Origin of the sequence: Bacillus coreaensis (assembly GCF_050586445.1) — a bacterium.
Taxonomy (GTDB): Bacteria; Bacillota; Bacilli; order Bacillales; family Cytobacillaceae; genus Robertmurraya_A; species Robertmurraya_A coreaensis.
The window spans coordinates 1-25,204 of record NZ_JBOCCY010000006.1; the positions used below are offsets into that span (position 1 = coordinate 1).

Genomic DNA, 25,204 nt, shown 5'->3' on the forward strand with positions numbered 1-25,204 from the left:
AGTTGTCTTGCCAAAGGCATCGCTGGGTAGCTATGTGCGGAAGGGATAAGTGCTGAAAGCATCTAAGCATGAAGCCCCCCTCAAGATGAGATTTCCCATAGCGCAAGCTAGTAAGATCCCTGAAAGATGATCAGGTTGATAGGTCAGAGGTGGAAGCGCGGTGACGTGTGGAGCTGACTGATACTAATCGATCGAGGACTTAACCAAAGATGCGTAGGCGGCTTGGTTAGTCCCGACAGGCATAAGACGAAGACTGTAAGAGGTCCTGACCTCTGGAAGGCTTTAGCTTATGACCCCGAGGGACTAGCCGCCGGAGCTCGTTTATGCAAAATGATACTCATTCTTCTGACTTTAACTCTTTATCTAGTTTTGAAGGAACAACCTTCAATTAAATAGTCTGGTGGCGATAGCGAAAAGGTCACACCCGTTCCCATACCGAACACGGAAGTTAAGCTTTTCAGCGCCAATGGTAGTTGAGGGTTTCCCTCTGTGAGAGTAGGACGTCGCCAGGCACCTGATAAAAGAGAGTAGTCAACATGATTGCTCTCTTTTTTTTATATTTTTTGCGGAAGCTTACTTCTTTAGTTTTTGAAAAAGAAGCTCATTAGTGAGGCTAGCAGTTTGAAGGAGTATCTCGAAAAAGGGATACTCTTTTTTTATAACAAATATTTTAAAAAGCCTTTTTTGTTAAATATATAATACTTTCCACGCTTGTCCTAGGGTGCTTGTCCATGCATCTTTAAGATTAAATAATATATTAATCTTGAGAAAATTATTAGGGGGAATATGGAATGGGCAATATTTGGTTTCCAAGACGTGGTAGTAACAATGAAGAAAACAGGGCGGTGAATAGTAACAGTAGAAGTCGTTCCGACAGCGATAGCAGATCTGATTCAAATGTAGAGTTTGATTTTGAAAATGATAATGAATTAAGAACAGATGTGCAAAACGAAAATGATGTAAAAAATGTTGATAAGAATACGAACGTTGCTAAAATTATTAATTCAGGAAATGCAAGAATCGATCTGGACATTGACGTTGACTCTGATTCTAATGCGCGTGTTCGCTCACGTTCTAGAGCGAATGCAGATTCAGAACAGGATCAAGACAACAACCAAGATGTTGAGCAGGATGTTGAACAAGATTAATTGTAGAATACGACAAGATTGGATATTCCAATCTTGTCTATTTTACAAAGGAGGGTAGACAATGATTGAAAATCCAGAAGGGAATAGCAAGAGGAATGTCTACCAGTTTCGTAATAAGGGGAGTTCAAAATTAGATAGTAATCAAGCAAGCATTGGACATAGTGGTAATTCAGATGTCGATGTACAAGTGAATATTGATGTAGACACAAGACCTATTGCGTACGCCGTGTTATGTTCTCTTCTTGCAACAAAACAGCTGTCCCAATCAGAATTTGAAACAGCAGTAAAAAAAATGGAGGAACTTACTGGTGGTAATAGTAAGATGAGAAAAACCATAAATGATGATTCAAGTTCTCGTGAACAGGTTCATAAAAGGGGAGCTTCACAATTACGAATTTTTGGACCTAACTTCTTCTAGCTTTTAATTAGTTATAATGAAATGATAAGAACTGTAGAGAAATATCTACGGTTTTTTTGCAAAGTATTCTATGAATGAAATAAGGAACTTTAAACATAGTTGTTCGTAGTAATAAAATATAGAAATAATATAAAAAAGTGCTCCAAGCTTATTGCTTGGAGCTATTTTGTGAAAATCTATTACATAGGAGGGGTTTCCTCGTAGTTTTTCTTCCTACCCAACTCATATACGAGTCGAGCAGTTTCTTCTAATATATATATTACGGGAATTTGTGTTGTTACATTAGAGTGTTCTACAAATTCTTCAGAGACGTAATAAGAAATATTCACATCAGCTAATTTGGCGATTGTGGATTGACGATTGTTGGTAATGCTTATAATTTTGCTGCCTTTTCCTTTTAACTGGTGGATATGAGAGATGGTGTAGTTTCCTTCACCTGAAACAGAAAGGGCAATGGTGATACTATTATTCAAGTTTGCGTGAATCGGCATAAATGGATCTTTAATATACATGGAGAACTTCCCTAAGCTTGAAAAATATCTTGCTCCGTACTCGGCAAGAATTCCAGAACTACCAATCCCGATAAAAATTACGCTATCTGCTTTGGCAATTACCTCTGCTGCTTCCTCTAATTTCGAAGTGAATTTTTCATTTTGCGTTCGTTCAAAAAACTCTGCTAACACATGTTGGCTACTTTTTATGCTTGGCTCGTTTTTTTCATCAATTAATAGCTTTAGTTTTACTTTAAACTCGGAAAACCCTTCGCAATTTAATTTCCTGCAAAAACGCATGATCGTTGAGGTGGATACATGGGTTTCATCTGCTAGATCGCGGATTCGCATGTAGACCACTTTCTCTTTATTTTGTGTTATGTAGTTGTAAAGTAGCATCTCTAGTTCGTTGAATGTTGCAATTACCTCATTCGTAAACAAAGCCTTCTCTCCCTTACATATTCCCGCTTTTCTTCACTTTTAATATTATACACTAACAGAGAAACACAGTGTTATTTTTATGGAACAAATGCCTTTTCGTGTGAAACAAATCAAACGCTTCCAAAACTATATTCAAAAGTTCAATTCCCCTCTAAAATAGGTATTAGTAAAACAGTACTTAATTAGGAGGATGAACAATGAGTAAAGGTATTAAGATCGTCACAATTGGCGGAGGTTCAAGTTATACTCCAGAATTAATCGAAGGATTTATTAAAAGATACGATGAGCTACCAGTAAGAGAACTTTGGTTAGTTGATATAGAAGCAGGGAAAGAAAAGTTAGAAATCGTAGGAAATCTTGCTAAGCGTATGGTTGCTAAAGCAGGTGTTCCAATGGAAATTCATCTAACTCTAGATAGAAGAGAAGCGTTAAAAGGTGCCGATTTCGTCACAACTCAATTCCGTGTAGGTCTACTTGACGCTCGTGCGAAAGATGAAAGAATTCCTTTAAAATATAACGTAATTGGTCAAGAAACTAACGGTCCTGGTGGACTTTTCAAAGGTCTTCGTACGATTCCTATCATCCTTGATATTTGTAAGGATATTGAAGAGCTTTGCCCGAACGCATGGTTAATCAACTTCACAAATCCAGCTGGTATGGTAACAGAGGCTGTACTACGCCACAGCAATATTAAAAAAGTAGTGGGTCTGTGTAATGTTCCAATCGGTATGAGAATGGGAATTGCAAAGGCATTGAAAGTTGAGCCTGAGCGCGTACATGTGGACTTCGCTGGTCTAAACCACATGGTATACGGATTAAATGTATACCTTGACGGTGTAAGTGTAATGGATCAAGTAATTGAAGCAATGGCTGATCCAGAAAATGCAATGACTATGAAGAATATTTCAGGTCTATCATGGGAGCCTGACTTCATCAAAGGTGTAGGGGTTATTCCATGTGGATACCACCGTTATTACTACAAAACAGGTGAAATGCTTGAAGAAGAACATGAAAAAGCAGCAGCAGAAGGTACACGTGCAGAAGTAGTTCAAGCTCTTGAAAAAGATCTATTCGAACTATACAAAGATCCAAACCTAGACATCAAGCCACCACAATTAGAAAAGCGTGGCGGAGCATACTACAGTGACGCTGCATGTAACTTAATCAACTCAATCTACAATGACAAGCGTGATATCCAACCAGTAAACACTCGTAACAACGGAGCGATCGCTAGCATTGAAGATGACTCAGCTGTAGAAGTAAACTGTATCATTACAAAAGAGGGTCCTAAGCCAATCGCTGTAGGAGATCTTCCAGTAGCAGTAAGAGGACTTGTACAACAAATCAAGTCTTTCGAAAGAGTGGCAGCAGAAGCAGCTGTAACAGGAGACTACAAGAAAGCCGTTCTTGCATTAACGATTAACCCGCTTGTGCAATCTGATAAGCTTGCTAAGCAAATCGTTGATGAAATGTTAGAAGCTCACAAAGAGCATTTACCACAATTCTTCACGAAAGTTGAAGCATAAAAGCACGATATGAAATGCTCTGGGGCATATCGTTCCAGAGCTTTTTCTATGGAAAAAATTAATTTACCTCTTTCTACACCGGATAATGACGGTTGAGAGCAGGTTATGGAGGAACTAGTGATGTTAAAGAAAACATCCTTCTTTTTTATTGGGTTAGTGATTGCGTGTTTAGGAGTAGGCTTAATTATTAATTCCGGTGTAGGAGCAGGACCTTGGGATGCATTTTTTGTGGGAATTGTCGCTAAATTAGGCCTCACCGTTGGAATTTGGGTTATGCTCATCCAGGCATTTTATTTAGTGTTTAATTCCATCTTATCAAAGAAACGAATTCAGTTTGAATCAGTAATTACGGTACTTTTATGGGGAGTAATTATTGATTTTCAAATGGGTGTTACCTTGAAGAATGTACAACTCACAGAGGCTGTATGGACAATGCAATGGGGAGCCTTCCTAGCTGGAATCGTTCTTACGGGTATTGGAATCGGAATCTATTTAACCTCTAAATTTCCAACCATGCCGTATGATGGTACGATGCTTATTATAAGTGAGCGATTTCATATTACATTAAATGTATCTCGGACCATTTTAGAGGGGATTGGCTTAGCTTTTGCGTGGATTGTTGGCGGACCGATTGGTTTAGGAACTGTGATTATTATGTTGATGATTGGACCACTCATTCAAATTTGCACGCGCTACTCTACTCTCATCTATGAAAAAATATAATTCAATTTCTAGGAGCTCCTACTATGTTAGGGCTCTTTTTCTTATGTGCAGTATTGTCAAGGAGTATCTAAATGTATGTCGAATCGAGAGTGATATACCACATCTACTGTTCTCAAATTCTACAAACAATCTACATAAATTCTGCATATCCTCCGATTACATTTTATCTAAGATATTATTCAATACTTTCGGAGGTAAAATTCTATATGAAAAAATGGAAATCCGCTCTTTTTGCCATACTGTTCCTATTTTTCACAAACCATTCAGCAGCACTTGCACATGAAGGGGAGGAACAAGAGACAGAAAACTACTTAAAGGACATCTCTACTAACGAGCATGATCATTCAGACACCGAAGAGGAAGTCACGGACTCACACGATTCTCACGAGATAGAAGGAAGTACACATGAGACTGAGGGTTCCAGTTCACACGACTCTCATGACACAGATGCCACATCCAATCATGGCAGCGAAAATCATTCTGAAACCACCGTTGATGAAGGTGGCCATGATGACTCCAGCTCCCATAATGAAGAGGGTGCACATGGTACGTTCACCGGAGAAGAGACAGGACCTAACTACATCGTATTATCGAGTTTTGCATCAATAAATGCCGGATTCCTTCTAATTGGTATTTGGAACAAAGTTAGAAAGAGAGGAAACAATCATGGCTTTAACAAATAAGAAATCTTCTATCGATTTATTGTCGATTCCGATAATAAAGAAGTTTATTAAAAGCAAATGGTATCCAGGTATTTTTCAATGGGTGGTGTTAGTTTTCTTCTCTGTTATCGTGGTAGAGTTAGTAGCAGGTACGGTGAATCCACATCGTAACTTTGGAACAACGATGACGTGGGTGTTATGGTGGCCGATTATTCCGATCTTATTTATAGCCATGGGCCGTTTTTGGTGCGCTATCTGTCCATTCGGAAAATTGAGTGATATCATTCGGAAAATGGTAGGTAGTGAGAGGCCCATGCCAAAGTTTTTAAGAAAGTATGGAATATGGCTAATCGACTTATTCTTCATTGCCATTACGTATAGCGATCATGTATGGGGAATTGTGGAGTCACCTCGTGGATCAGGGTATTTGCTGCTTTTACTTGTCACAATGGTGGTTGCCACATCCGTCTTTTATGAAAGAAGAACGTTTTGTAAAACGCTTTGCTTTTTAGGAGGATTAGCAGGGAATTACTCTCGATCAGGAGCGTTAGAACTAAGAGGAACAGCCGATATTTGCAGAACGTGCAAGACACAAAGCTGCTTTAAGGGGAGTGAACAAGCGGAAGGGTGTCCGATGTTTCAGTTCGTTCGAACCATGGATTCGAGTGCGGAATGTAATATTTGCGGAAACTGTGTGAAAAATTGCCCGAATGATTCAATCAAGTTACATGTACGTGTTCCAACAAAAGAGCTTTGGAGTCTCAAAAATCCCAAGCTTGAGCATGCCTCACTGGCAGCTGTGATCATGGGAATTGTGTTTGTACAAAACATCACGATGCTTGAAATATGGGGACAAATTCTCGAAACAATATCTATTGTAACGGGTACTTCTAATTATGTTGTCAATTTTACGATTGCCTTTATCATCTCCATGGCGCTTCCAATTTTACTATTATTAGGTGCAGCCAAACTGGCAACCTTATTAGGTATGCCTAATACGATCAAGAAAAACTTTATTCTTTTTGGATATGCCTTTATTCCGCTTGATCTTGCCGGGCATCTTGGACATAATCTGTTCCATATCATCACAGAAGGAAAAGCAATCTGGTTTAATTCACTTGCCTTTATGGGGAAAGAGGTTACAAGTGGGGACTTAAGTTTGGCCTCAACATCAACGGTACAAATGCTTCAATATCTCATCATTACAATAGGATTTTTAGGTTCTTCTTATACGGCATACAAGATGGGGAAAAAGGCAAGTTTTAAAGCTATGATGCCTTACTATGGATTAATGCTCATAATAGGTATCATCAATATTTACTTATTTTCACTGCCGATGAGTCATCGCGTATAAAAATAGAGCTGCTGAGCAATCGGCAGCTGTTTTTATTTTGGTATAAAAATTGGTCTAGACAACTATATGTATAGAGTGGTATGATGAACATGCAAAAAGGTCACAAAAGAAAGAAGGTAGAGAGGATGATTTCTTCTCATTCACCCCTTTTATTAAAAGGGATGAGAGTGTTTTCAGAGCAGGGCATTATTGAAAGCGGTTATATTAAGACTAGTAATCAAAAAATAGTTGAAGTAGGATCACTCGAGATGCTACCTGACGAAAGTGGATTCGAAGTGATAGAACTTCCTCCTCATTTTAATCTTCTCCCTGGCTTTATCGATGTGCATATTCACGGAGCCAATGGTGCAGATGTCATGGATGCTACTGAGGATGCCTTATATACGATGGCAACTTCTCTTCCACGTGAAGGAACAACAAGCTTCTTGGCCACAACCATGACACAGTCTCATGAAAAAATTGAAAATGCCTTAGAAGCCGCTGGTGCATATATCAGAAACAATCAAGTAACACCACAAGCAGAAATTCTAGGTATCCATCTCGAAGGACCATTTGTGAATCCTGACAAAGCTGGTGCGCAGCCTGTGGAACATATGCTGCATCCAAATATAAAGCTGTTTAAAAAATGGCAAGCCCTTTCAAAAGATACGATCAAACTGGTTACACTTGCTTCCGAGCTTCCTGGTGGATTGGAGCTTATCAAATATTTAAGTGACCACCATATTATTGCCTCCATTGGTCATTCAGATGCAACCTACGAAGAAGTAAAGCAAGCAGTAGAAGCAGGTTCTACTCATGTTACCCATCTGTTTAATCAAATGAGAGGGTTGCATCATCGGGAGCCTGGTGTAGCTGGAGCAGCACTTTTAATAGAAGAGTTAAAGGCCGAGTTGATTGTCGATGGTATTCATGTTCATCCAGAAATGGTTCGATTTGCTTTTCAGCAAAAGAAGAAGCATGGTCTGATCTTAATCACAGACTCTATGAGAGCCAAATGCCTGAAAAATGGAGTGTATGAACTTGGTGGTCAAGATGTGTATGTGAACGATGAAATGGCGACGCTTTCAGATGGAACACTTGCAGGCAGTATATTAGAAACCCAACGTGCTGTGAAAAATATGATCACATACACGAATTGTACGCTTGAGGATGTTGTGCATATGGCATCGATTAACCCTGCAAAGCAATTAAACGTCTACGACAGAAAAGGAAGCATTACCGTTGGAAAGGATGCTGACTTTGTCATTTTAGATGGAGATCTTGATGTGAAAATGACAGTTTGTCGTGGAGCGATTGCATTTCAGAGAAAGGAATAGATGATGAAACTAATTGAAGTAAAAAACTATGAGCATATGTGTGAACTGGCAGCAAGTTATATCAGTGATAAGGTCCGAGCTAATCCAAACATTACGCTTGGTTTAGCAACAGGGGGAACACCTCTAGGGACGTATGAAAAGCTGATTGAGGATTATAAGCGTGGAAAAACATCTTACAAACAAGTTGTGAGCTTTAACTTGGACGAATATATTGGGTTAACAGGACAGAATCCGAATAGCTACCGTTACTATATGAATGATCATTTTTTTAATCATATTGATATTAATCTGAAGAATACCTTTGTGCCAAATGGAACAGCGGAAGATTTAAAGCAAGAGTGTCAAAATTACGATGAGCAAATTCTAGCAAAAGGCGGAATCGATCTTCAGTTATTGGGAATTGGGTCTAACGGTCATATTGGGTTTAATGAACCGGGTGCTTCTTTTGAATCGTATACGCATGTGGTGGAATTAGCTGAGTCAACTAGAGAAGCAAACTCCATCTATTTTGAGACAATGGAGGACGTGCCGAAAAAGGCCGTCACCATGGGGATTGCTTCGATTATGAAGAGCAAGGAAATTCTCTTAATAATATCAGGTGAGCATAAGCATGATGCGCTAGCCAAACTATTAACGGGAGATTTGACCGAGCAGTTTCCGGCTTCCATCTTAAAGCAACATCCTTCTGTCACTATCATTGCAGATGAAGCTGCGATTGGAAATTTAAAGATAAAGGAAGTTACGTATGATTAATAAAAACTCGCCTATTCCCATCTATTATCAGTTGGAGGAGCTGATAAAGGACCAAATTGAAAAAGGGGATTTGAAGGCTGGAGATGCCCTTCCACCGGAACGGGAATATGCGGAAACTTACCAAATTAGTCGAATGACGGTTCGCCAAGCATTCACAAAGCTAGTGAATGACGGGTACTTATATCGACTCCAAGGGAAAGGTACCTTTGTAGCAGAAAGAAAGGTAGAGCAAGGACTGCATGGGCTAACAAGCTTTACTGAAGATATGAGAGCCAGAGGCTTGGAGCCGGGAAGCCAGCTGATAAACTTCGAGGTCATTCCAGCACCTGTTCGTATCGCAAAATATCTATCTATTGAGGAAAGTAGTCCTGTATACGAAATCAAACGAATTCGTCTCGCTGACCAGGTGCCAATGGCGCTTGAAACTACCTATATATCCGCAGAAAAGGTAAAGGGCCTGACAAAAGAGATTGTGAATCGTTCGTTGTATGAGTATATCGAGGGTACGTTAGGCTTTAAAATTGATCATGCAAGACAAATTATTGAATCGTCGGTGGCGAATCAAATTGAATCAGAGTATTTAAGCATCAAAGAGGGTGCACCAATCATGCTGATTCAGAGAAACACATATCTTGAAGATGAAACCCCAATTGAAGTGGTGAAGTCCTCTTACCGAGCAGATCGCTACAAGTTTATGATCGACATGAAGAGATAGAAGGGGAGGTGGGAGAACATGATGAAAGAGTATTTTCAAAAACTGAGAGACGTACTCGATGAGGTTGAAAATGAGGAACAGGGAAAAATGAAAGAAGCGGCTCATGAGATTGCTCGATGTATCCAAAATGATGGCATCATCCATGTGTTTGGCTCTGGACACTCCCATATGCTCGCAGAGGAACTCTTTTACCGCGCAGGTGGACTCGCTCCGATTAGCCCGATTCTCATAGAAGATTTGATGTTGCATAAAGGAGCGGTTGAATCATCTAATCTAGAAAAAAAGAGTGGTCTAGCAAAAAAACATCTAACTTCTAGCAATATTCTAGCAGGTGATATCGTTATCGTGGCTTCTACTTCTGGAAGAAATCCCGTTCCGATTGAAGTGGCTGAAATTGCGAGGGAGAGAGGTGCGTATGTCATTGCGATTACTTCCCCTCGTTATGCAGCCACACAAGCTTCTAGGCATGAAAGTGGAAAGTATTTGTTTGAGATGGCTGATTTGACCATTGATAATCACATAGAAATTGGCGATACCCTTCTACAACATCCAAAGAGTGCAAGTGGGTTTAGCTCTGGTTCTTCCATTATCGGTATGACGATCGTGAATGCGATCATGGCTGAAACCGTTCAGCGGATGCTTGAAGAGGGAAAAGAGCCCCCCGTGTTTTTAAGCAATAATGCAAACGATGCTGGTTCGCATAATCAACAATTAATTGATCGCTACAAAGAAAGAATCCCTATGTTAGTAAGAAATTTATATAAATAACTTTTATTGAGGAGAAAGAGGAGGGAAACAAAATGGTGATGAAGTATTTACAAAAAATTGGTCGTTCACTTATGCTTCCTGTGGCCGTTTTACCAGCCGCAGCCATTCTGATGGGGATTGGTTATTGGATAGACCCATCTGGGTGGGGAGCAGGTAGTCCAGTCGCTGCGTTCCTGATTAAAGCAGGAGGATCCATCATTGATAATATGGCCATTCTCTTTGCTGTTGGGGTTGCCCTAGGAATGTCTAAGGATAAAGATGGATCTGCTGCCCTAAGTGGTCTCGTGGCGTATTTGGTTGTTACAACCTTGCTTTCAACGAACGCTGTGGCGATGCTTCAAGGGATTGATCCAGCAGACGTAAATGCCGCGTTTGGAAAGATTGGGAATCAATTTATTGGTATTTTATCTGGGTTAGTCGCAGCGTTTGCTTACAATCGTTTTAGTCATGTAAAGCTGCCAGATGCCCTTGCCTTTTTTAGTGGAAAACGTCTCGTACCAATTATGACGGCTGTGTCAATGTTAGTGGTATCATTAGTTCTTTTCTTTGCATGGCCAGTTATATTCACTGGGTTGGTTTCATTTGGGACAGCATTCAGTAAGCTTGATTTTATCGGAGCAGGATTGTATGGCTTCTTTAACCGTTTGTTAATTCCAACGGGGTTACACCACGCACTCAACTCTGTATTCTGGTTTGATGTGGCTGGCATTAACGATATCGGTAACTTCTGGTCTGGAAATGGAACAAAAGGAACTACAGGTATGTACCAAGCTGGATTCTTCCCAGTCATGATGTTTGGTTTACCAGCCGCAGCCCTTGCCATGTATCATACAGCGAAAACCGCTCGTAAAAAGCAAGTAGCTTCCTTAATGCTTGCAGCAGGATTTGCTTCATTCTTTACTGGGGTAACAGAACCGCTAGAATTCGCATTTATGTTCGTGGCACCAATGTTATATGTAGTTCACGCGGTGTTAACGGGAATTTCTTTAGCTGTGGCAGCGTTTTTCCACTGGACAGCTGGATTTGGCTTTAGTGCTGGTTTCGTTGACTTTGTATTAAGCTCAAGATTGCCACTAGCTAACCAACCATATATGCTTCTTGTGCAAGGATTAGTTTTTGCAGCTATTTATTATTTCTTATTCCGCTTCTTAATTACAAAGTTCAATTTAATGACTCCTGGTCGTGAAGAAGAAACAGAGGAAACAGGAGAGGCCGTAGCGACTGGTCGTGATAAGTTCGCACAAATGGCCGCTGTTATTTACGAAGGTTTAGGGGGAGATGCCAATGTTACTTCTGTAGACAATTGCGTCACTCGTCTTCGCATAGAGGTAAAGGATATGGGAGCTGTTGACCAAGCGAAAATCAAATCAACAGGCATTCCGGGAATCAATATTGTTGGCCAAAATAGTATTCAGGTCATCGTCGGAACCCAAGTGCAGTTCGTTGCTGATGAAGTCGATAAAATTAGAAAGAACAAGTAGATGACAAGATGAATTAAATGAATATTGTCAAAAAAACTGTAAACAGCGAATGTTTACGGTTTTTTTGGTTAAATTTTAGTAAAGTCGGTTTTTAACGTACATTTTTAAGAATGTTTGGTGGTATACTTAGGTGTATTTGAGGCGAGATATATGGTTTACCTACTTCTCGCAGGGGGATGGAGGTGCGCAAGTGAGCGCAGAACAAAGGAAAAAATTAATTGTACTTATGATTAATATGTTTATAGCAATTGGGAGCTTCGGTATTATTATCCCAATTTTGCCTGCATATTTGCAATCGATTGGACAGGGAGGAACAGCAGCCGGTCTAATGATAGCGATTTTTGCTGGAGCACAGCTTATTTTCTCACCGATTGCCGGAAAATGGACGGATCAATACGGTCGAAGAAAAATGATTATTTACGGACTAGTTGGATTAACAGCATCGATGTTTATTTTTTATGCCGTTGATACCATTTGGTGGTTATATTTTTCAAGGGTAATCGGTGGAATTGGTGCAGCCCTTCTTGTACCTGCCATATTTGCGTATGTTGCAGACATTACAACGATGGAGCAGCGTGCCAAAGGAAACAGTTTGATCTCAGCTGCTATGTCACTTGGAATTGTGATTGGACCAGGGATTGGTGGTTTTTTAACGGAATACGGATTAAAAGTACCGTTCCTAATCTCAGCGATTGTTTCGCTAGTAGCAGTTATATTCTCAATTATTGTTCTAAAAGAAAGTCAACAGGAACAAGCTGAAGGCATTCATTATGATGATGAATCGATGGCCAAAAAGCTTGTTCGATCAGTAAAGATGCCTTATTTTATTCCATTAGTGATTACCCTCGTTATGAGCTTTGGATTAATGGCTTATGAATCCGTACTAGGATTGTTTGTTGATAATGAGTTTGGTGCGTCTCCTCAGGAAATTGCCTTAATGATTACAGCAACAGGCATCATCAGTACGATTGTTCAATTGTTTGTTGTTGATCGATTGGTGGTAAACCTTGGGGAAGAGAAGGTCCTAAATATCTTTTTAGGAGTTGCCACAGTAGGGTTTTTGTTATCGATTTTTGCATCAAGCTATGTGCTGTTCTTTGGTATCACTTTAATCATCTTCTTAGCAACGTCTATTCTACGTCCAGTGTTAAACACCCTAATCTCAAAGCTTGCTGGTCGTGAACAAGGTTTTGCCATGGGGATGAACAACGCGTATATGAGTATCGGGAATATTCTTGGACCAACACTTGCTGGGCTACTTTATGATGTGAATATCATTTACCCATTTGTATTAGGGTTAATATTATTACTGTTCACATTGATGACTACAATGATTTGGGTGAAACGCTCACCGAAACAACCGAAATTGGGCACACCTGAAAAGGTTTGATAAAACAAGATATCAACTCGCTTCCCTAATGGTGAAGCGAGTTTTCTTATGGTTTAATATAGATTAGGAAGCACAACGGGAGTAAAGGGAGATAGCCCTAAGGTGTTAGCATTCAATTAGAATCTGAAAGGAGAGAGGCCACACTTGAAGCCGACGGTCTATATCACAAGAAAAATTCCCGATGAAATCATTCAAAGGATAGAAGAGTATTGCGTGATTCGAATGTGGGAGGAAGTAGATATTCCTGTACCAAGAGACGTGTTAGAAAAAGAAATTCAGGAAGTGGATGGGTTATTTTGTTTGTTAACCGACAGCATCGATCAAGCTTTATTAGAAAAGGCAAAAAGATTAAAGGTAGTTAGTAATATGGCGGTAGGCTTTAACAATATAGATATTGAAGAAGCAAAGTTAAAAGGAATTACTGTTACTAATACTCCGGGGGTATTAACAGAAACAACTGCCGATTTAACATTTGCGTTATTAATGGCAACAGCACGTAGATTAATAGAGTCATCTTCTTATTTGCGAAATGGGGACTGGAAAACATGGTCTCCTATGCAATTGACTGGTCAAGATGTGTACGGAGCAACAATAGGAATCATCGGTATGGGGAGGATTGGAGCTGCTTTGGTAAAAAGAGCCCAGGGCTTTGACATGAAAATCCTCTATCATAATCGTTCTCGGAAGCTGGATCTCGAAAAGAAGTTTTCTATCACCTATGTTGAAATGGATCAGTTATTAAATGAATCTGATTTTGTTTGTATTATGACACCTTATACTCCGGAAACGAAACATTTGATTGGAGCAAAAGAATTAGCTTTAATGAAAAGCAATGCCATTTTAATCAATACTGCACGTGGTGGAATTGTAAATGAGGATGCCTTGTTTGATGCTTTGCAGTCGGGCCAGATTTGGGCAGCTGGATTGGATGTATTTGAGGAAGAACCCGTTCCCCGAAATCATCGGTTATTAACACTGCCTAATGTAGTGACTCTTCCTCATATAGGGAGTGCGAGCATAAAAACGAGACTTCAAATGGCCCATCTAGCAACAGATAATTTATTATTAGCATTAAATAATCAAACACCGAAACATGTAGTTGTATAAAAGTTATAGCTTCATAGTCCAACAGAAGGATTGATGATATGAAAAAGAACGTAGTTACCGCAACAAAGGAAAAGGTACTATTTATTTGGAAAATTCCATCCTTACCAGTCCTTTTTTTAATTAACACCATCCTTGGTTTTTCCACTTCCTTCTTTATTCCCTATTCATCTCTTTTCGGTATTGATGAAGTCGGAATGAGTAACGCAGCATTTGGTGTCTTTATGACCGTGCTGGCATTAGGTGGAGTTACCATCAGCAGTTCATTGGCAAAGTTATCAGATACAAAGCTTAGTAGAAGATACCTGCTTATCCTCACTACCTTCGCTGGGGTGATTGGGTATATATTATTTGCTTACTTACGGAATTATTTTGCTTTGTCTGTAACCGCATTCTTTTTATTAGGGGCATCAGCAGCTGCTGTTCCACAATTATGGGCATATGCAAGAGATGCTTTAAAAGAGGCAGCTATCCCAGCGGAAGATACGCCTTTTATCATGAATATATTTCGAATGTTTTTTGCTTTGGCTTGGACGGTGGGACCTGCTCTAGGGGCCTGGCTCCTAATATTGGTTGACTTCAAAGGGTTGTTTTTATTCGTAGCTGCTGGGTACTTGCTTGCTTTTCTAACAGTTGTGTTTTTATTACAGGAAGTGTCAAAACAGAAGATTGTGAGCCAAGAGGCATTGTCGGTTAAAAAATCGATCATCAAACCGCATATTTTTGCCAATCTAGCTGCGGCACTATTGTTATCGACAGCTACTTCTATTCATATGTTAAATGTGCCTCAATTTGTTACGAAGGTACTTCATGGAACGGAAATGGATGTTGGTTTAATTTTTAGTGTGCCACCGATTTTTGAAGTTCCGATGATGATTGGGCTAGGTTTACTAGCCACAAGAATGGATGTTGCATTGCTTGTGAAAATTGGATTTGTCACTGCCTTTACGTATTTTCTTTTATTTAATTTTGTTACCGAGCCTTGGCAAATCTATCCTTTGCAGATTTTAAGTGCCGCACAGGTTTCCATTACGTCTGGGATTGCTATTTCATATTTTCAGGATTTTATGCCAGAAGCACCGGGTACAGCAACGACTCTTTACATGAACACAACACAGATTGGATCTACAGTAGGATATTTGTTGTTCGGGCTTATTTCTGAGTTCATCAATTATGACCATATGATTACGGTCTATACTCTATCTGCAGGCTTGGCATGTGTATTTATCGTTCTTTATGGAAAAGAAAGAAGACTGCAAACCACAGCACAATCGAATGCACCGGGTTTATAAATAATAGAGAAAAGAGGAAAAAATATGGTCTATCAAGCAAGTGACGATCGATATGAGTTAATGAAATATAATCGTAGTGGCCACTCTGGTCTATTACTCCCTGCCATCTCTCTTGGTTTATGGCATAACTTTGGTGGAGTAGATACATTTGAAAATGGCCGTGCGATGCTAAGAAGAGCATTTGATTTAGGGATTACACATTTTGATCTAGCAAACAACTATGGACCACCGGCAGGTTCGGCTGAAGAGATGTTTGGACAGATGTTAAGAACCGATTTTGCCCCTTACCGGGATGAAATGATAATTTCTTCGAAGGCAGGCTATTATATGTGGCCTGGACCATATGGGAACTGGGGATCGAAGAAGTACTTAATGGCTAGTCTTGATCAAAGTTTAAAACGTATGGGTCTAGATTATGTAGATATTTTCTACTCACACAGACCTGATCCGGATACCCCGCTTGAAGAAACGATGAGCGCATTGGATTTAATGGTTCGCCAAGGAAAGGCACTATATGTAGGAATCTCCAATTATAGTGCAGAGCAATCAGCAGAGGCAATCAGTATATTAAACCGTTTAGGGACGCCGTTAGTTATTCACCAACCAAGCTATTCGATGCTCAATCGTTGGATTGAAAATGGGCTGCAGGATGTTCTTCAGGAAAATGGAGTGGGCTCGATTGCTTTTTGCCCACTCGCTCAAGGTTTACTAACCAATAAGTACCTAACAGGTCTACCTAGTGATTCAAGAGCAGTGAAAGTGACGGGGGCATTAGGTACGGACCAAGTGACCGAGGAAGTAATCAGTCGAGTGCAAAAGTTAAATGCCCTTGCTACTGAACGAGGACAAAGCCTTGCTCAAATGGCTCTTGCTTGGGTTCTTCGCGGAGGAAGAGTAACCTCCGCATTAATAGGTGCGAGTAAGGTTAGCCAAATTGAGGATAACGTCGCCGCACTTAATCATTTGGAATTTTCCACAGAAGAAATACAACGAATTGAAGATATCTTAAAAAGTTAATATTGTTGATAGCCTGTTGCTCCCATCTAACGATAGGGGCAGCAGGCTATTTTCATAAATAGTATGTAATGGGGAAAAGTAGGAAAAGAAACGTTGAACGTTGGGAGGATGTAATCAAAGTGGGATTAATGGAATATAGAAAACTAGATCGTCCGTTGCAAATTCTTCTGTTAGGAGTATTGCTTGCTCACCTAGGTTCCTATCTTGTGATGCCTATGCTTCCTATCATACTAACAACTGAAACAGAAATAACCTTGGTACAGATTGGGACGATCTTAGCAACGATAGCCATTGCTTTTCAATTTGGAAGTATTACAGGAGGAGTTCTTGCGGACCGAATAGGGCGACGTTTTATCATCGGCTTGGGTGCCCTGATTACAGCAGGTGGAGTAATGAGCTTTGGCTTATTTACTGATTACCTGTTTCTTCTGGTTTCGGCAGCCATTATGGGTCTTGGCAATGGTTTGAATGCTCCCTCCACGAAGGCAGCGATTGCGGCATTTGCTTCTTCAAGTGGAAACCAAACGACTGCTTTTTCTCTTCGTGGAATTGCGGCCAATGTAGGGACAGGTACCAGTGGCCTTATCATTTTTTTTCTTATAGCTGAAGCCTCAAGAACCATCTTCTTTATCGCAGCTGCTATTTATGTTGGACTGGCTTTAGTGAGTTGGCTCTTACTACCGAAAAATTGCGGCGACATCCCTTGTCCATCACTGCCATTAGGGGCATATGGGGAAGCTTTAAAGCATCGGCCATTTATCATGTTTAGTATCGTAACCGTTTTGATCTGGGCATTGTATGCACAGTTTTCACTTGCACTGCCACTGCGGGCAACAGTCGTGTTGGACAACCCGAAAAATATCTCTTTAATTTGGACGATCAACAGTTTTATCGTTATCACCCTTCAAGGCTTCATAACCAAACGATTCATTACTAAAATGAACCCGATCTCCGCACTAGGAATAGGCGTATTGTTTATTACGGCAGGGATATCATCTTTGTTTTTCACAAACGGATTTTTTCTATTTATCATAAGTGGAGCCATCTTTGTGATTGGGGAAATGATGGTTTTGCCCACGGTAGATAGCACGATTTCTCAGTTATCCAAACCAGAGTTGATCAGTTTATTTTTTGCTTTATCAAATGTGGTGTATGGATTAGGGGAAGCGGGAGGAAAAACAATAGGTGGCCGCCTGTTAGATGTAGGCGGTGTGAACAATGCCTCTCCTTCGATCGTCTTTACGATTGCTGGATGCGTCATATTTTTTCTTGTGATGATGTTAAGAAGATGGGGTCCATTAACCGAGTCTTTAACAAGGGCAGCGCAAGATCCGCGAAGGCCGGAGGAGGCTCCTAGGATTTCGGCAGAACCAGCGCAGAATCGAACACATCCTCTACACCGTTTTGAACCAGAAATCTTTTTCCGAAAAAAACCTACGACGGATTAATAGGTGAGGGGGACAACGAAATTGTCCTCTTTTTTCATTATTTTTATCTAAGTCACAATTACCATTAGTATTTCATATGTTATAATATTCAAAAGAATGTTTGAATGAAATGGGGAAGTGTAATGGCGAAAGAGGATGTATGTGAGGTCACCTGTTTTGATGAGGAGAAGGTTACGAAAGTAAAAAATGAGCTTAATATGCAAAACACGATGGAAGTCTCGAAGCTTTTTAAAGCATTAGCGGATGACACGCGTGTGAAAATTGCATATTCGCTAAGTGTGGAAGAGGAGCTTTGCGTATGCGATGTGGCTAATATTGTTGGGTGCACCGTTGCTACCGCTTCGCACCATCTTCGACTCCTTCGAAACCTGGGTCTTGCCTCATACCGAAAAGAAGGAAAACTGGTCTACTATTCCTTAGACGATGAGCATGTTAAACAACTCGTTAACATCGCCTTTACCCATCAAAAGGAGGTGGCATTACGTGGATAATTCAATTGCAATGACGAATAGTAAACAAGTGTACCGCGTTCAAGGGCTTTCTTGAGCCAGTTGTGCTAAAAAGTTCGAAACGAACGTAAAGCACCTGGATGGTGTTTTTGATGCAAATATAAACTTTGGTGCTGCCAAACTGACCGTGTTTGGTGAGGCAACGATAGAAGAAATTGAAAAAGCCGGTGCATTCGACGGTATAAAGGTTCAACCTGAAAAGGCTCGTATTCAAGAGGTGAAGGAGCCATTTCTACAAAAGCATGCGACGGTTCTTGGTTCCTTTGTGCTTTTAATTATAGGATGGATTATTGGTGAGCTCCGTGGCGAAGAATCCTTAGCATCGATGATAGCTTATGCTTCCTCCATGGTTTTAGGAGGTTATCGCCTGTTTAACACAGGATTCAGAAATCTACTGCGCCTAGAGTTCGATATGAAAACACTCATGACCATAGCCGTTATTGGAGCTGCGATAATCGGTGAATGGGGCGAAGGAGCAACAGTTGTTATCTTGTTTGCGATTAGTGAAGTGCTTGAATCGTATTCGATGGATAAAGCTCGCCAATCGATTCGCTCACTTATGGATATCGCTCCGAAAGAAGCCGTAATACGACGTGGACTTCAAGAGATGATCGTTGAAGTAGAAGACATCCAAATCAATGATATTCTACTTGTAAAGCCTGGCCAAAAATTAGCGATGGATGGCATTATCGTAAAAGGCATGTCAGCCATAAATCAGGCAGCTATTACTGGGGAGTCCGTACCTGTTGCAAAGGGAGTGAACGATGAGGTTTACGCAGGAACCCTAAATGAAGAAGGCTTCCTTGAGGTAAAGGTAACAAAGCATGTGGAAGATACCACGATTGCGAAAATCATCCATTTAGTTGAAGAAGCACAAGCGGAAAGAGCTCCCTCACAGGCATTTGTTGACCGCTTTGCAAAGTATTACACACCGCTTATTATGCTATTTGCCCTTGGAGTAGCGGTTGTCCCACCATTACTGTTCGGCTTAGAGTGGAATGAGTGGGTATACCAAGGCTTAGCTGTGTTAGTGGTTGGTTGTCCATGTGCTCTCGTTATTTCCACACCTGTTGCTATCGTAACAGCCATTGGAAATGCAGCGAAAAGGGGCGTTTTAATCAAAGGTGGCATTCATTTAGAGGAAATGGGAGCCATTAAGGCGATTGCGTTTGATAAAACGGGCACGTTAACTAAAGGCATTCCGGTAGTCACCGACTATGAAACTGCTCCGAACATTCCTGCCAACGAGACATTTGCCATTATATCAGCACTAGAGAAGGTTTCTCAGCATCCACTTGCCTCTGCTATTTTAAAAAAGGCAGATCAATGGGCATTGAATTATGACCATTTAGAACTGAAGGATTTTACCTCAGTAACGGGAAAAGGAATCGAAGGGAAAATTGCAGGGACGAAGTATTATGTGGGAAGTCCAAGTTTTATTCATGCACAGCTGGAGGGTGGCTTAGCAACAGTCTATCGTGAAAAAATTTCCGTCCTTGAGGAACAAGGAAAAACGGTGATGGCTGTTAGTTCATCCCAACAGTTCCTAGCATTAGTGGCAGTGGCCGATGAGATTCGAGAAGAAACAAAAGACGTGGTACAACAGCTTCACTCACTCGGACTGCAAAAGACCATTATGCTTACAGGAGACAATGAAGGTACGGCCAAGGCGATTGGACAGAAGGCAGGAGTAAATGAGGTCAAAGCGAATCTTCTCCCGCAAGAAAAGCTCTCTTTTATTAAAGAATTACGCGCTACTTATCAGCGGGTAGCAATGGTTGGTGATGGTGTAAATGATGCACCTGCCTTAGCAGCTTCTTCCGTTGGCATTGCAATGGGTGGAGCAGGAACAGATACTGCCCTTGAAACAGCGGATATTGCGCTTATGGCTGATGATTTAAGAAAGCTACCGTTCACTGTAAAGTTGAGTAGAAAAGCATTAAATATTATTAAACAAAATATCACTTTCTCACTTGGTATTAAGCTATTAGCGTTATTATTAGTTGTCCCAGGCTGGCTTACATTATGGATTGCCATCTTTGCAGATATGGGAGCCACGCTAATTGTGACACTGAACAGCCTACGATTGCTTCGGGTGAAAGATGAATCATAGGGCTTCCTTTTGGGGAGCCTTTTTCATAGAGAGAATGTGTTCGAAAAATATCCATATATTTCTTTTATTTATTATTTACATACTATACAGGGGTATGCTATTATAAAAGCATAAAAGGAGGGAGTCATATGAATCCAGATGATTCTTTGCTACATGAAGAGGAAAGCTGCCATAGCAGTGATCGGAAAAGTCACCATTCAGATAAAGTGAAAAGCAATCTTGTCACACGACTAAACCGCATTGAAGGCCAAATTCGTGGAATCAAGGGACTGATTGAAAAAGACACATACTGCGACGATGTCATTACACAAATTTCAGCCACACAATCAGCTTTAAACAGTGTCGCAAAAATATTGCTAGAAGGCCATTTAAAGGGATGTGTGGTTGATCGTCTGCAAGAGGGCGATGTAGAAGTATTAGATGAAGTACTTGTCACAATTCAAAAATTAATGAAAAAATAAGGAGTGGTTAATCATGGAAAAAGTAACACTACAAGTAGAAGGTATGTCATGCGGACATTGCGTAAAAGCAGTAGAAGGTAGCGTTGGGGAATTAGCAGGGGTTGCAGCTGTAAAGGTTGACTTAGAAAATAAATCAGTTGCTGTAGAATTTGATGCTGACAAAGTATCATTAGATTCAATTAAAGAAACGATTGATGATCAAGGTTATGATGTAAAGTAAAAAAGACAACGTGCTAGAAATAGCACGTCCTCTTTTCAAAAAAATATACCCTATATAGGTATAAGGAGTTTTTCGTATGAGTGAAAAAGTACTAGAAAGCCAATTTCAAATTACTGGTATGACTTGTGCTGCGTGTTCTACTCGCATTGAAAAAGGTCTGAAAAAAATGGATGGTGTCACGGATGCAAATGTAAATTTGGCACTCGAAAAAGCGACGGTGAAGTTTGATGCTGCTGTAATAGGACCAGCTAACATTCAAGAGAAGATTCGTGCCCTCGGGTATGATGTAATCACTGAAAAAGCAGAGCTAAATGTGACAGGTATGACGTGTGCAGCTTGTTCCACACGTATTGAAAAAGGTTTAAACAAACTGGACGGTGTCGTCGGTGCCAACGTGAATCTCGCTTTAGAAAAAGCATCAGTTGAATATAATCCAGCGACTGTATCTGTTACGGATATGATTCAAAAAATAGAAAAGCTTGGATACGGGGCATCTGTGAAATCCGACCAAAATGAAAAGGAAACAGTCGATCACCGTTTAAAGGAAATTAAGAAGCAGCAAGGAAAGTTTATTTTCTCTTTGATCTTATCTCTTCCACTTTTGTGGGCAATGGTAGGGCACTTTTCATTTAGTTCCTTTTTATATGTTCCCGAAGCGTTCATGAATCCATGGGTACAAATGGCGTTAGCGACACCTGTCCAATTTTTCATTGGTAAGCAGTTTTATGTAGGTGCCTATAAAGCACTACGAAACAAAAGTGCGAACATGGATGTGCTTGTTGCGCTCGGAACATCTGCCGCTTATTTCTATAGTGTGTATATTGCCATTGGAACCATTGGTCACAACGCTCACGGTGTCGGATTGTATTTTGAAACGAGTGCAGTTTTAATCACCTTAATCATATTAGGAAAATTGTTTGAAGTGAAAGCAAAAGGTCGCTCTTCTGAAGCGATTAAAAAGCTCATGGGGCTTCAAGCAAAAACAGCTCTTGTTGTTCGGGATGGAGCGGAAGTAGAAATCCCGTTAGAGCAGGTAATTGCTGGCGATGTGTTGTTGGTTAAGCCTGGGGAAAAGATTCCTGTGGATGGCGTCATTTTAGAAGGACAGTCTGCACTTGATGAGAGCATGCTTACCGGTGAAAGTGTTCCAGTTGATAAAACAGTGGGTGATGTGGTCATTGGAGCAACACTTAATAAAAATGGATTTTTAAAGGTGCAAGCAACCAAAGTCGGGAAGGACACAGCACTTGCACAAATCATTAAGGTGGTAGAGGAAGCACAAGGATCAAAGGCCCCGATTCAACGCTTGGCTGATTATATTTCAGGTATTTTTGTCCCGATCGTAGTCGGAATTGCCGTTGTAACCTTCCTTGTATGGTTTTTCTGGGTCGCACCTGGTGACTTCCCAGAAGCATTAGAAAAATTAATTGCCGTTCTAGTGATTGCTTGTCCTTGTGCGCTTGGTCTTGCTACACCAACTTCAATTATGGCAGGATCTGGTCGTGCAGCAGAATACGGTATTCTTTTTAAAGGCGGCGAGCACTTAGAAATGACGCACCGCATTCAAACGGTTATTCTTGATAAAACAGGTACGATTACCAATGGAAAGCCGGTATTAACGGATGTAGTAACTTCCATGAGTGAAGAAGAATTCTTAACATTGGTCGGTTCTGCGGAGAAGCAATCGGAGCACCCTCTTGCACAAGCCATTGTGGAAGGAATTAAGGAAAAAGGAACAGCGCTTGTCGATGTGTCTCAGTTTGAAGCGATTCCTGGCTTCGGAATTAAGGCTATGGTAGCTGAAAAAGATGTGTTAGTCGGGACTCGTCGTTTGATGAAGAAGTATGAAATTGATGTAGAAGAAATGGTTCTTGAACACATGGTCTCTTTTGAAAAAGAAGGGAAAACAGCGATGCTAGTAGCGGTTGATAGCACTTTTGCTGGTATCGTTGCAGTTGCTGATACGATAAAAGAAACGTCACGGTCAGCCATTGCACGCTTGAAGGAAATGGGACTTGAAGTGATCATGATTACTGGTGACAACGAGCAAACCGCTCGATCAATCGCAAAAGAAGCAGGAGTAGATCGCGTCATTGCCGAAGTGCTTCCAGAAGGAAAAGCCGATGAAGTGAAAAAGCTGCAAGCAACTGGAAAGAAAGTGGCGATGGTTGGCGATGGAATCAACGATGCTCCAGCTTTGGCAATCGCTGATATCGGTATGGCGATTGGAACAGGTACCGATGTAGCGATGGAAGCAGCGGACATTACGCTTATCCGCGGTGACTTAAACAGCATTGCAGATGCCATCTATATGAGTAAAAAGACGATCACAAATATTAAGCAAAATCTATTCTGGGCATTTGCCTACAATACACTAGGTATTCCGATTGCCGCACTGGGCTTCTTAGCTCCGTGGCTTGCGGGAGCAGCCATGGCCTTCAGTTCTGTATCAGTTGTGTTAAACGCATTACGGTTACAGCGAGTGAAGCTAAAACAATAAAGACTGCATGCCTCGACTTTGGTCGGGGTATTTTTTTGTTTGGGTTGAGCGTGGGTTATGACTTGAAGGGGATAGAATAGGAGGGGGCTCGGGTCATAAAGTGAAGATTATGACGTGTGAGGCATGGGAAAAGGAAGGAGAGAGGTCATAAAGTGAAAGTTATGACATCTGAGGCATGAAAAAGTTAGAGTCTCTGTCATAATATTCAGAGGGTTAGCCACTTCAGCTAACCCTCTCGATATTTATTTACTAATCGCTACTCGATATTCGTTTGTTAGATTTTCAAAGATTTTTTTCACAGGAAGAATTTCTTTAATTTCATGAACTCTTGCTCCTGCAAACACAAGTCCATTTTCAACATCGCCCGCCATAGACTTTAATAGAGAATCAAGGGTACAGAAGCGATACGAACAATTTTTCAAGCAATCCAGGCATTTCGTGATTTTTAGCTTTTCAGAAGTAGTGATTAAGTCTGTGAAATGATTCGCAATCGCGCGACCATGAAGTCCGACTGTCGTTTTGACGAGGAGCGTATCTTCCTTCGTCGCTTCGACGTATTTCTGCTTAAAGGAAAGTGGTGCATCACATTCCTCACTCGCAACAAACCGAGTTCCCATTTGGACTCCAGAAGCTCCCATGCTGAACGCTTTGGCAATGTCTGCTCCTGTCATAATTCCACCCGCTGCGATAACCGGGATCGATACGGCCTCCACCACTTCAGGAAGAATCTCAAATAATGGACGTTCAGTCCCAAGATGGCCACCCGCTTCATGTCCTTCAACAACAACTGCCGCTGCACCGAGGCGCTCAGACATTTTCGCCAGTTTCGCTGAGGACACAATTGAAAGAACCGGAATACCTGCTTTCTTGCCCCATGCATACATATCCCTTGAAATCCCAGCCCCTGAAATAATAAAATCGACCTTTTCTTCAAGAGCCGCCTTCATTTTCTCTGCAAAGTCATTCATTGCAAATAATACATTTACACCAATATATCCTGCATCCTTCTTCACAAGCGCTTTAGCTTGACGAATATGGTTTCTCATTTCTTCAACGGAAATCCCTGTACCAGAAATTATGCCAATTCCACCTGCATTTGCAACAGCAGATGCAAGCTTGCTAAGGGAAATTCCAACACCCATGCCACCTTGAATAATCGGAGCTTTCGGAAGCATATGTCCGATTTTTAACTGAGGAAAATTCATGATTATCACCCATTTCTTTTAATCTCCATTAGATTCTAGCATGTAGTATGGGAAAATGATGTGATATATATTACTAGGTACTAAAAATTGATAATAATAGTTGGTAACATTTTGTGAACATTGAATAAAAGTGTTCCGTTTGGATAAAA

Annotated in this window: 23 protein-coding genes and 2 rRNA genes; 23 read left to right on the forward strand and 2 right to left on the reverse strand. The window is 40.7% G+C overall.

From position 1 onward, the window contains the following. From ACQ5H4_RS10930 to ACQ5H4_RS10945, 4 genes are all read left to right on the forward strand, one after another. Nucleotides 1-207, forward strand: a 23S ribosomal RNA gene (locus tag ACQ5H4_RS10930); the annotation flags it as partial. Nucleotides 208-396: 189 nt separating this feature from the next. Then, nucleotides 397-512: ribosomal RNA gene (rrf, locus tag ACQ5H4_RS10935) — 5S ribosomal RNA — on the forward strand. A 279-nt stretch (nucleotides 513-791) separates the two neighbouring features. Next, nucleotides 792-1,148, forward strand: coding sequence for a hypothetical protein (locus tag ACQ5H4_RS10940; RefSeq protein WP_430774955.1), 357 nt, complete (start codon nucleotides 792-794; stop codon nucleotides 1,146-1,148). Between the two features lie 61 nt (nucleotides 1,149-1,209). Then, entirely contained in the window at nucleotides 1,210-1,566 is a 357-nt protein-coding gene (locus ACQ5H4_RS10945) for a hypothetical protein (RefSeq protein ID WP_430774956.1), read from the forward strand. Between the two features lie 179 nt (nucleotides 1,567-1,745). Here ACQ5H4_RS10945 and ACQ5H4_RS10950 read toward each other — a convergent pair whose 3' ends face one another. Next, nucleotides 1,746-2,498, reverse strand: coding sequence for a MurR/RpiR family transcriptional regulator (locus ACQ5H4_RS10950; RefSeq protein ID WP_430774957.1), 753 nt, complete (start codon nucleotides 2,496-2,498; stop codon nucleotides 1,746-1,748). 197 nt (nucleotides 2,499-2,695) lie between these two features. Here ACQ5H4_RS10950 and ACQ5H4_RS10955 point away from each other — a divergent pair, with 197 nt between their 5' ends. The 19 genes from ACQ5H4_RS10955 (at nucleotide 2,696) to ACQ5H4_RS11045 (ending at nucleotide 23,850) form a co-directional block, all read left to right on the forward strand. Beyond that, complete coding sequence (locus tag ACQ5H4_RS10955; RefSeq protein WP_430774958.1) at nucleotides 2,696-4,024, forward strand: 6-phospho-beta-glucosidase; 1,329 nt, start codon at nucleotides 2,696-2,698, stop codon at nucleotides 4,022-4,024. 120 nt (nucleotides 4,025-4,144) lie between these two features. Further along, on the forward strand, nucleotides 4,145-4,747 hold the full coding sequence (locus tag ACQ5H4_RS10960; RefSeq protein ID WP_430774959.1) for a YczE/YyaS/YitT family protein: 603 nt from the start codon (nucleotides 4,145-4,147) through the stop codon (nucleotides 4,745-4,747). 206 nt (nucleotides 4,748-4,953) lie between these two features. Continuing rightward, nucleotides 4,954-5,430, forward strand: coding sequence for a hypothetical protein (locus tag ACQ5H4_RS10965; RefSeq protein ID WP_430774960.1), 477 nt, complete (start codon nucleotides 4,954-4,956; stop codon nucleotides 5,428-5,430). Next, nucleotides 5,414-6,763 carry a 4Fe-4S binding protein gene (locus tag ACQ5H4_RS10970; RefSeq protein ID WP_430774961.1) on the forward strand — a complete coding sequence of 450 codons (1,350 nt, stop codon included), beginning with the start codon at nucleotides 5,414-5,416 and terminating at the stop codon, nucleotides 6,761-6,763. The genes ACQ5H4_RS10965 and ACQ5H4_RS10970 overlap by 17 nt, the downstream gene beginning before the upstream one ends. Before the next feature lie 125 nt (nucleotides 6,764-6,888). After that, nucleotides 6,889-8,079 carry an N-acetylglucosamine-6-phosphate deacetylase gene (gene nagA / locus ACQ5H4_RS10975; RefSeq protein ID WP_430774962.1) on the forward strand — a complete coding sequence of 397 codons (1,191 nt, stop codon included), beginning with the start codon at nucleotides 6,889-6,891 and terminating at the stop codon, nucleotides 8,077-8,079. Nucleotides 8,080-8,082: 3 nt separating this feature from the next. Continuing rightward, on the forward strand, nucleotides 8,083-8,832 hold the full coding sequence (gene nagB, locus ACQ5H4_RS10980) for a glucosamine-6-phosphate deaminase (RefSeq protein ID WP_430775220.1): 750 nt from the start codon (nucleotides 8,083-8,085) through the stop codon (nucleotides 8,830-8,832). Beyond that, a complete protein-coding gene (locus ACQ5H4_RS10985; RefSeq protein ID WP_430774963.1) occupies nucleotides 8,825-9,547 on the forward strand; it encodes a GntR family transcriptional regulator in 723 nt (240 codons plus the stop codon). The genes nagB and ACQ5H4_RS10985 overlap by 8 nt, the downstream gene beginning before the upstream one ends. 18 nt (nucleotides 9,548-9,565) lie before the next feature. Further along, nucleotides 9,566-10,315 (forward strand): SIS domain-containing protein, encoded by a 750-nt coding sequence (locus tag ACQ5H4_RS10990; RefSeq protein ID WP_430774964.1) that lies wholly within the window; start codon nucleotides 9,566-9,568, stop codon nucleotides 10,313-10,315. Nucleotides 10,316-10,350: 35 nt separating this feature from the next. Then, the gene (gene nagE / locus ACQ5H4_RS10995; protein ID WP_430775221.1) at nucleotides 10,351-11,796 is read left to right on the forward strand and encodes an N-acetylglucosamine-specific PTS transporter subunit IIBC; all 1,446 of its coding nucleotides are present in this window, start codon (nucleotides 10,351-10,353) and stop codon (nucleotides 11,794-11,796) included. A gap of 190 nt (nucleotides 11,797-11,986) precedes the next feature. After that, nucleotides 11,987-13,186, forward strand: a complete 1,200-nt coding sequence (locus tag ACQ5H4_RS11000; RefSeq protein WP_430774965.1) for an MFS transporter — start codon at nucleotides 11,987-11,989, stop codon at nucleotides 13,184-13,186. 144 nt (nucleotides 13,187-13,330) lie between these two features. Further along, nucleotides 13,331-14,293 carry a 2-hydroxyacid dehydrogenase gene (locus ACQ5H4_RS11005; protein WP_430774966.1) on the forward strand — a complete coding sequence of 321 codons (963 nt, stop codon included), beginning with the start codon at nucleotides 13,331-13,333 and terminating at the stop codon, nucleotides 14,291-14,293. Between the two features lie 38 nt (nucleotides 14,294-14,331). Continuing rightward, nucleotides 14,332-15,582: a sugar efflux transporter gene (locus ACQ5H4_RS11010; protein WP_430774967.1), complete on the forward strand. Its 1,251-nt coding sequence runs from the start codon at nucleotides 14,332-14,334 to the stop codon at nucleotides 15,580-15,582. A gap of 24 nt (nucleotides 15,583-15,606) precedes the next feature. Then, the gene (gene mgrA, locus ACQ5H4_RS11015) at nucleotides 15,607-16,599 is read left to right on the forward strand and encodes an L-glyceraldehyde 3-phosphate reductase (RefSeq protein WP_430774968.1); all 993 of its coding nucleotides are present in this window, start codon (nucleotides 15,607-15,609) and stop codon (nucleotides 16,597-16,599) included. 128 nt (nucleotides 16,600-16,727) lie between these two features. Continuing rightward, nucleotides 16,728-18,047 (forward strand): MFS transporter, encoded by a 1,320-nt coding sequence (locus tag ACQ5H4_RS11020; RefSeq protein ID WP_430775222.1) that lies wholly within the window; start codon nucleotides 16,728-16,730, stop codon nucleotides 18,045-18,047. 122 nt (nucleotides 18,048-18,169) lie between these two features. Continuing rightward, on the forward strand, nucleotides 18,170-18,538 hold the full coding sequence (locus tag ACQ5H4_RS11025) for an ArsR/SmtB family transcription factor (RefSeq protein ID WP_430774969.1): 369 nt from the start codon (nucleotides 18,170-18,172) through the stop codon (nucleotides 18,536-18,538). Between the two features lie 10 nt (nucleotides 18,539-18,548). Next, nucleotides 18,549-20,669, forward strand: a complete 2,121-nt coding sequence (locus ACQ5H4_RS11030; protein ID WP_430775223.1) for a heavy metal translocating P-type ATPase — start codon at nucleotides 18,549-18,551, stop codon at nucleotides 20,667-20,669. 128 nt (nucleotides 20,670-20,797) lie between these two features. Beyond that, complete coding sequence (locus ACQ5H4_RS11035; RefSeq protein ID WP_119709870.1) at nucleotides 20,798-21,130, forward strand: metal-sensitive transcriptional regulator; 333 nt, start codon at nucleotides 20,798-20,800, stop codon at nucleotides 21,128-21,130. A gap of 13 nt (nucleotides 21,131-21,143) precedes the next feature. Next, nucleotides 21,144-21,350: a copper chaperone CopZ gene (gene copZ, locus ACQ5H4_RS11040; protein ID WP_430774970.1), complete on the forward strand. Its 207-nt coding sequence runs from the start codon at nucleotides 21,144-21,146 to the stop codon at nucleotides 21,348-21,350. 76 nt (nucleotides 21,351-21,426) lie between these two features. Then, nucleotides 21,427-23,850 carry a heavy metal translocating P-type ATPase gene (locus ACQ5H4_RS11045; protein ID WP_430774971.1) on the forward strand — a complete coding sequence of 808 codons (2,424 nt, stop codon included), beginning with the start codon at nucleotides 21,427-21,429 and terminating at the stop codon, nucleotides 23,848-23,850. 242 nt (nucleotides 23,851-24,092) lie between these two features. On the opposite strand, the gene ACQ5H4_RS11050 is transcribed toward ACQ5H4_RS11045, so the two are convergent. Beyond that, complete coding sequence (locus ACQ5H4_RS11050; RefSeq protein ID WP_430774972.1) at nucleotides 24,093-25,055, reverse strand: NAD(P)H-dependent flavin oxidoreductase; 963 nt, start codon at nucleotides 25,053-25,055, stop codon at nucleotides 24,093-24,095. Between the last annotated feature and the right edge of the window lie 149 nt (nucleotides 25,056-25,204).